7 protein-coding genes are annotated in these 7,621 nt (G+C 62.7%); 6 read left to right on the forward strand and 1 reads right to left on the reverse strand.

Annotated features, from left to right (window positions below; all coding sequences use genetic code 11):
- The 6 genes from VII69_02590 to VII69_02615 form a co-directional block, all read left to right on the forward strand.
- On the forward strand, positions 1-1,070 hold a 1,070-nt coding region (locus tag VII69_02590; GenBank protein ID HEY5093986.1), incomplete at its 5' end, for a methylmalonyl-CoA mutase family protein.
- Positions 1,070-1,480, forward strand: a complete 411-nt coding sequence (locus VII69_02595; GenBank protein ID HEY5093987.1) for a cobalamin B12-binding domain-containing protein — start codon at positions 1,070-1,072, stop codon at positions 1,478-1,480. The genes VII69_02590 and VII69_02595, both read left to right, overlap by 1 nt.
- Positions 1,481-1,521: 41 nt before the next feature.
- Complete coding sequence (gene gltX, locus VII69_02600) at positions 1,522-2,973, forward strand: glutamate--tRNA ligase (protein HEY5093988.1); 1,452 nt, start codon at positions 1,522-1,524, stop codon at positions 2,971-2,973.
- Positions 2,970-4,319 (forward strand): bifunctional UDP-N-acetylglucosamine diphosphorylase/glucosamine-1-phosphate N-acetyltransferase GlmU, encoded by a 1,350-nt coding sequence (gene glmU, locus VII69_02605; GenBank protein HEY5093989.1) that lies wholly within the window; start codon positions 2,970-2,972, stop codon positions 4,317-4,319. Before gltX ends, glmU begins: the two co-directional genes overlap by 4 nt.
- Positions 4,316-5,590 (forward strand): GGDEF domain-containing protein, encoded by a 1,275-nt coding sequence (locus VII69_02610; protein ID HEY5093990.1) that lies wholly within the window; start codon positions 4,316-4,318, stop codon positions 5,588-5,590. The genes glmU and VII69_02610 overlap by 4 nt, the downstream gene beginning before the upstream one ends.
- A gap of 176 nt (positions 5,591-5,766) precedes the next feature.
- The gene (locus tag VII69_02615) at positions 5,767-6,216 is read left to right on the forward strand and encodes a cupin domain-containing protein (protein HEY5093991.1); all 450 of its coding nucleotides are present in this window, start codon (positions 5,767-5,769) and stop codon (positions 6,214-6,216) included.
- Between the two features lie 143 nt (positions 6,217-6,359).
- Here the strand turns inward: VII69_02615 and VII69_02620 are convergent.
- Positions 6,360-7,621 (reverse strand): hypothetical protein (locus VII69_02620; GenBank protein HEY5093992.1); only part of this gene is annotated, 1,262 nt, incomplete at its 5' end.

Consider the following 7,621-nt stretch of genomic DNA (forward strand, 5'->3'; position numbering starts at 1 on the left):
ACATCGCGCAGAAGGAATGGATCTATCCGCCCGAACCGTCCATGCGCATCATCACCGACATGATCGAATATTGCTCCGAGCATGTGCCGAAGTGGAACACGATCTCCATCTCCGGCTACCATATTCGGGAAGCCGGCAGCACGGCCGCGCAAGAACTCGCCTTCACGCTCGCCGACGGCTTCGCATATGTCGAGGCCGGCATCAAGCGGGGTATGGACGTCGACGATTTCGCGCCGCGCCTGTCGTTCTTTTTCAACTCGCACTCCGACTTCTTCGAAGAGATCGCCAAGTTCCGCGCGGCTCGCCGCATTTGGGCGCGTCACATGCGCGAGAAGTACGGCGCGAAGAATCCGCGTTCGTGGACGATGCGCTTCCACACACAGACGGCCGGGTGTTCCGCCACGGCGCAGCAGCCCGACAACAACATCATGCGCACGGCGTTCCAGGCGCTCGCCGCGGTGCTCGGCGGCACGCAATCGCTGCACACCAACTCGCTTGACGAAGTGCTCGCGCTGCCCACCGAGAAGAACGTGCAGATCGCGCTGCGCACGCAGCAGGTCATCGCCTATGAAACCGGCGTCACCAACGTCATCGATCCGCTCGGCGGTTCGTACTATGTGGAGAAGCTCACCAACGAGATCGAAGCGGCGGCCGAGGACTACTTCCGGCGCATCGATGAGTTCGGCGGCGTCATCCCGGCGATCCACGCCGGCTTCTTCCAAAAGGAGATCGCCGACGCGGCGTACGTCTATCAGCGCGAGATCGAAAGCGGCGAGCGCATCATCGTCGGCGTCAATGAATTTGTGACGGACGAAGAGCAGCAAACTGGATTGCTGAAGATCGACCGCGCGATGGAGCTCGAACAGTGCAAGCGTGTGCAAGAATTCCGCGCCGGTCGCGACGGCGCTAAGGTCGAAGAAGCGCTCGCCGCGTTCAAGCGTGCCGCAGAAACCGAAGAAAACCTCATGCCGCACTACCTCGACTGCGTGAAGAGCAACGCCACGTTGGGTGAGATCTCCGAAGCGCTCGTGCCGATCTTCGGCCGCTACCGCGAACCGGCGTTCATCTAATGCCGGAACGGCCGATCCGCATTCTCGTCGCCAAAGCGGGCCTTGACGGTCACGACCGCGGCGCGAAGGTGATCGCACGCGCGTTGCGCGATGCGGGCGTCGAAGTGATCTATACCGGCCTGCATCAGACGCCCGAGCAAGTCGTGGAAGCGGCCATACAAGAAGACGTGGACGGCATCGGCCTGTCCGTGCTCTCCGGCGCACACATGACGCTGTTCCCGCGCATCAAAGAGCTGCTCGACAAAGAAGGCGCGAGCGACATCGTGCTCTTCGGCGGCGGCACCATTCCCGACGAAGACGTGAAGCCGCTGCTCGCCGCGGGCATCGCAGCCATCTTCACCCCGGGCACGCCCATCGCGACCACCATCGACTTCGTGCGCCGCGCGTGCGGTCATCGCGCGGGAGTTTGACCTTCGCGATTAGGCAGAACTTGACGTCGAAAAAAATTCGGGTGCGTTTCGCTCCGAGCCCGACCGGCTTTTTACACGTGGGCGGCGCGCGGACCGCATTGTTCAACTGGCTGTTCGCGCGTCACAACGGCGGCGAACTCGTGTTGCGCGTGGAGGACACCGACACCACGCGCAATCGCGACGAATTCACGCAAGGCATCTACGACGGATTGCGTTGGCTTGGCATTTCATGGGACGAGGGCCCGGATATCGGCGGTCCGTTTGGTCCGTACCGCCAAAGCGAACGGGTCGACACGCATCGCAAAGCCGCGCAGAAGCTGCGCGCGTCCGGCCACGCCTACGATTGCTTCTGCGCAGCCGTCGCCGAAGCTCCTGGCGCGGACGGTTCTCAGGACAGCGAGGCGGCCGTATGTTCGTGCGCGTCCTTGAGCGAGCCTGAGCGCGCGGCGCGAGTGGCCGCCGGCGACGCCCCGGCACTGCGTATGAAAGTAGATGCAAACCGAGCTATTACAGTTCCCGACCTGATCCGCGGTGACGTTACATTTCCTGCAGGCACCATCACGGACTTTGTGATCGTGAAACGGGATGGGGGAGCGCTGTACAACTTCGCCGTGGTCACCGATGACTATAACATGGGCATCACCCACGTCATCCGCGGCGAAGAGCACTTGGCTAATACGCCCAAGCAGCTCCTCATATACGAAGCGCTCGGTCTTGAGCCGCCGGCATTCGCTCACATCCCGATCATCTTAAACGAGCAGCGCCGCAAGCTTTCCAAACGCGACGGCGCCGCATTCGTCAACGATTACCAGGCGCAAGGTTATTTGCCGGCCGCGCTCGTCAACTTTCTCGTGCTGCTGGGCTGGTCGCCCGGCGAGAATCGCGAGCTCTTGACGCTCGACGAGATGGTGCGCGAATTCTCACTCGAAGGCGTCGTCAAACATCCCGCCATCTTCGACGTCGCCAAGCTCGGCTGGATGAACAAAGAATACCTTCGCACGGTGCCGGTTCCCGAACTCGCGCGCATGGTGATCTCGCTCTTGCCAACGGTGATGCCGGATGCGACGCGGATCGATCCGGCATATGTCGAGCGCGTCACGGCACTTTTCGCCGCGCGTGTGCATACCATCGTCGAGATCATCGAGCAGGGATCGTATTTCTTCAATGAGGCGGCGCCGACGCCGGCGCCCGAAGCGATCGCAAAACACTGCGCGGCGCCGGACACGATCGAATTGTTGACCGCCATCCGCGCAGTCCTTTCCGCCGTCGCCGATTTCAGCGTGGCCGGCATCGAAGCGGCGATCCGCGGCCTTGCGGAGACTCGGAACATGAAGGCTGCCGCATTTATCCATCCATTGCGCGTCGCGTTGACCGGTCAAGCGGTCAGTCCCGGCATCTTCGAGGTGACATCCATTCTGGGCCGCGTGGCGGTTCTCGGGCGGATCGACGCGCTCTTGGCGCGCCTCGAACGCGCCACGGCTGCCCCGCAGTGAGCGCGCGCGCCAGGGCCGTCGTGCTCGCCGCCGGCAAGGGCACGCGCATGAAAAGCCGCAAGCCCAAAGTGCTGCATGAAGTTTGCGGACGAACCATGCTCGAGCACGTGCTCAATGCAGTACGTGCGGCCGGCGCAAGCGATGTGCTCGCGGTCGTCAATCCGGAATTGAACGATGCGTGCGCGGCGCTCGGCGTCGCCACCGTTATCCAAGAACCGCAACACGGCACCGGACACGCGATGCAGTTGGCCATGGCCGCGCTCAAAGGCGACGACTTACCCGTGCTCGTCGTCAGCGCCGACATGCCGCTGCTCACGTCTGCGCTCTTGGGTTCGGTCGTCGACAAGCAGACTTCCGATGGCGCCCCGCTTGCGATGCTCACGGCCCACGTGCCGCTGCCCACCAATTTCGGGCGCATCGTGCGCGACGGCGACCGCGTGACTCGCATCGTCGAGAACGTGGACTGCACGCCCGAGCAGCGTGCGATCGACGAGGTCAACGCGGCTGTGTATTGCTTTGAATCTCAAGCGCTGCGCCGGCATCTCGCGCAGCTCAAGCCGAACAACGCGCAGGGAGAGCTGTACCTCACCGACTGCATCGCGGCTATCGTGGCCGAGGGCGGCCGCGTGGAGACCGTCGTGTGCGAAGACCGGCGGCTCGTCATGGGGGTCAACAATCGCGTCGAATTGGCGGCGGCGCGTGCCGTGATGCAAGAGAGCATTCTCGAGACGCACATGCTGGCCGGCGTCACGATCGCGGATCCCGCGTCGACGTATGTCGACATCGGCGTCGAGTTGGAAGCCGACGTCACCGTTCTGCCGCAATCGCACTTCCGCGGCGCGAGCCGGGTTGCCCGCGGCAGCGTGCTCGGCCCGGGCGTGCAGCTGGACAACGCACAGATCGGCGAAGATTGCGAGATCAGTTGGTCGGTCATCGAGAATTCGATCGTCGGGGCGCACGTCAGCATCGGCCCATACGCGCATCTGCGCGGCGGTGCGGTCGTAGAAGACGGCGCGCACATCGGCAACTTCGTGGAGCTGAAGAAAACGCGGATGGGGCGCGGCTCCAAAGCCGGTCATCTCGCGTATTTGGGCGACGCCACGCTGGCCGCGAAAGTGAACATCGGCGCGGGCACGATCACGTGCAATTACGACGGAAAGAACAAACACTCGACCGAGATCGGCGAAGGCGCGTTCATCGGTTCGAACTCGTCGCTCGTCGCGCCGGTGAAAATCGGGGCCGGCGCGATGACGGGCGCCGGTTCCGTTGTGAATCGCGACGTGGCGCCGGGTGAACGCGTCGCCGGCGTGCCGGCGCGCCCATTGCCGAAAAAGCCCAAAAAATGATCGACTCGCATCTCGGCTGGTTCTTCGCCGGCGGCTTTGCCGTGACCGCGGGCGCATTGTTCTGGCGCATGAGGTATCACATCGACGAACTTGCGCGCCGCGCAGAACGGGCGGAGAAGCGGTTTGACCTGCTGCAGCACGTCGTGCCGGCGCTCACCGACGTCTCAGCCGAGTCAACGGGCGCAGCGTGCGCACGGATCCTCGAACGGCTCAACGCGTTGATTCCAGCCGACGTGCTGCTGTGTTTTTTCAATGACGATGGGCGCCTCGTGCTCGGCGCGAAGTCCGGCGCCGGCTATGCCGGCTATTTGAGAGAAGGCGAAGCGTATGAAGGCGCCACTCTCGTTCATTGGGTGCGGGATCGTGGGAAGGCCGCAATCGTCGGACCGGCCCCGGTAGATATTCCCGACGTCATCGATTTATCGAACGATCCTGAATCCACGAAACTCGGCGTAGGACCGCTCGCGGGCAGCCGCGATCGCGTCTGGGCGCTGGCGGTTCCGCTCAAACGCGGTCGTGGCGAGGGTCGGCAAGAGGAGATCGTTGGCGTGATCTACGCGGAGCGCGCGAAGAGCGAACCGTTTACCGCAGACGACGCGCTCACCGCGGTCACCGTCGGCACGCTTGCGTCCGACGCGCTGCAGCGCGCACGCTTCGCCGATGGAATGCGGCGTTCGTCGAACATGGACCCGTTGACAAAATTGCTTACGCCTGCGGCATTTCGTCAGCGCCTTCGGGATGAAGTTGACGGCCGGCGGTTCGCCGATGCGTACGCGAGCCGCGACCTCGCATTATTCTTCATCGACACCGACAATTTCAAGGCCTGGAACGATACCTTCGGACATGCCGCCGGCGATAAATTGCTGCGAGCGCTCGCCGACATCTTCGGCGAGACGGCGCGCGCCTATCACGGATTCGCCGGCCGTAACGGCGGCGATGAGTTCTGCATCGCGTTGCTCGACCGGCGCAAAGAAGAAGCTGTAAAATTCGCCGACGCGATGAGAGTCCGCGTGGGCAACACCGATTTTGCAAAACAGCTCGGCATCGGCGCGGCCGACGGTACACCCGTGACGTTGAGCATCGGCGTAGCGCACTATCCGAACGACGTCGCCGTGGACGAACCGCAGGCCGCCGGAAAATTGCTCGAAGCCGCCGACGCACGCATGTACGAGGCCAAGCGCGGCGGGCGAAATCGCGTCGCGTTCAACATCGGACGGCCCCTGCCACGCAAGCAGCCCGTTCCGGGCGAAGGTCCGATCCCAAGCTTCTAAACCGTGACCGTACTAGGGCAAGCATCGCTTGCCCATCGGGCGCTTGCCCGCTTGACGCCGACGACATAGTACACATTCGAACGAGCGTGCCATTGCAAAACGCAAAGGCGCTGACAGGATACTGCCGGAACGGGGAACTATTCGCAAATAGCATCTCTACCCGAGGAGGGATACCGATGAAGAATTTTAGTTTTGCGGTCGCTGCCGCAACTTTGCTTGCATGCGGCGCGGTCGCGCTCGCCAGCCCGGCGATGGGCCCGACGGTCTTCACCCCCGACACGATCAAGTGGATGCCGGGTACCGGCCAGATTCCGTCAACGGTTGGCGTGGCCGTCCTTGAAGGCGATCCGTCGAAACCAGGGCCGTTCGTTCTGCGGCTCAACATCCCGGACGGCACAAAATTCCCGGTGCACTACCACGACGACACCGAGCGGCTCACGATCATCTCAGGCACATTCATGGCTGGAATAGGTACGACGTTCGACGAATCAAAATTGATCGCGTTGCCGGCAGGTTCGTACTGCATTCTCCCGGCAGGTCTCCGTCACTACGCCATGGCTAAGGGTCAGACAGTCGTGCAGCTGGCCGGGATGGGCCCCTTCGCGATGAAGAAAGACTCGATGTAAGTCCGTTCCCGTTTAAAAGTAGTAGGGTGAGCAATGCTCACCCTATTTTTTGCGTATCGACTGCAGTCGATGGGGCAAGCGATGCTTGCCCTAGTACAGCGGCCCTCCTACAGCGGCCCTCTTACAGCGGCCCTACTAGACGGCTACGGTTTTATTGCTGCCAGTTTTGCAGCCGCGAGCGCGGCGTTAAGCGACGCGACGTCGTTGCTGACAAACGAGTGGTACGTTCCGTCGGACGCGACGAACAGCGAGTGCAGCGTGGCGCCTTCTAAGATCAACGCCGAGGTTGGCGGTTGAAAGCTGCCGCTCATCGATCCCATGAGCGATTGCTGACGCTCGCGCAGCATGTCTGGTAGAAAGTCGTCATCCTGGTCGCCCTGCGGATTGGATGTGAACTCCCGGCGGAGATTCACCAGCGCGGTCTGAACGGCGTCGATCTTCGCCGCAAGCGCTCTGTTGCCGCCGGCCGCTTTGCGCCGGTCCGCGAGCTGCGTCTGCAGCGCATCGAGCGAGTTGAGATCGCTGTCCACGCCGGAGAAGTCGCCGTAGAGCGTCGAGAGATAACCGCGGCGCGCGTTGTAGTCCCTCTCCGACCACGATCCGCGAGGATCGGCTTTTACGTCGATGGTCTGCGTGTATTCCCGCCCGCCGATCGTCAGATGCGCGGTGTACGTTCCTGGGACTACCTCCGGCCCAGAGCCCGGTCCTCGATTCCACTTCGGCGCGGAGTTCCAACGGACCGGAGCATCGGACGTGAGATCCCATGCGACGCGGTTCACGCCGACGACGTTTGGCAGATTCGGCACGTGTTTGCCGTCTTGATCGTGAGTGCCGGCAATCGATCGCACGACGTGGTCACCCGGTCCAACTATCTGAAGACTCGGCGCGGGGCTCGACACGCTGCTCTGGTAGTACGTCAACAGCGCACCATAATCGGGGTCGGCGCCGTCAAACGAACTGGGTCCGCCATTAGGCGTCTGAAATGCGGACTGCGAGAACAGATACGCGGTGCGTGCGCGGAAAAACGTTGGCGTGCTTGCGGCTTGCGCGCTCGTCAAGCCCTGCAGCGCGGCCAAGTCGTCGAGAATCCATAACGAGCGGCCGTGCGTTCCGACGAGCAAGTCGTCAAAGTCAGGCTGGATTTGAATGTCTCGGACCGACGCGGCCGGCAAATTCAATTGCAAGCTGCGCCACGAAGCGCCGGCATCGAGCGACATCCAGATGCTCTGCTCCAGCCCGGCGTACAAGACGTTGCCGTTGACCGGATCTTGCCGGACGACGTGCACGAATTGATCGGACGGCAGATTAGCGGTGATGGAACGCCACGTCTTGCCGTAGTCGGAGGTCGTGTACACGTACGGCCGGCGGTCGCCTTCGAAGTGACGGTCGACCGCGGCAAAGGCGG

The sequence above is a fragment of the Candidatus Eremiobacteraceae bacterium genome, assembly GCA_036511855.1.
In the GTDB taxonomy this organism is placed as follows: Bacteria; Vulcanimicrobiota; Vulcanimicrobiia; order Eremiobacterales; family Eremiobacteraceae; genus JABCYQ01.

Bases quoted from the DNA above. Each gene is read 5' to 3' on its own strand.
- VII69_02610 (HEY5093990.1), top strand. From the start codon at position 4,316: ATGATCGACTCGCATCTCGGCTGGTTCTTCGCCGGCGGCTTTGCCGTG.
- VII69_02595 (HEY5093987.1), top strand. From the start codon at position 1,070: ATGCCGGAACGGCCGATCCGCATTCTCGTCGCCAAAGCGGGCCTTGAC.
- VII69_02615 (HEY5093991.1), top strand. From the start codon at position 5,767: ATGAAGAATTTTAGTTTTGCGGTCGCTGCCGCAACTTTGCTTGCATGC.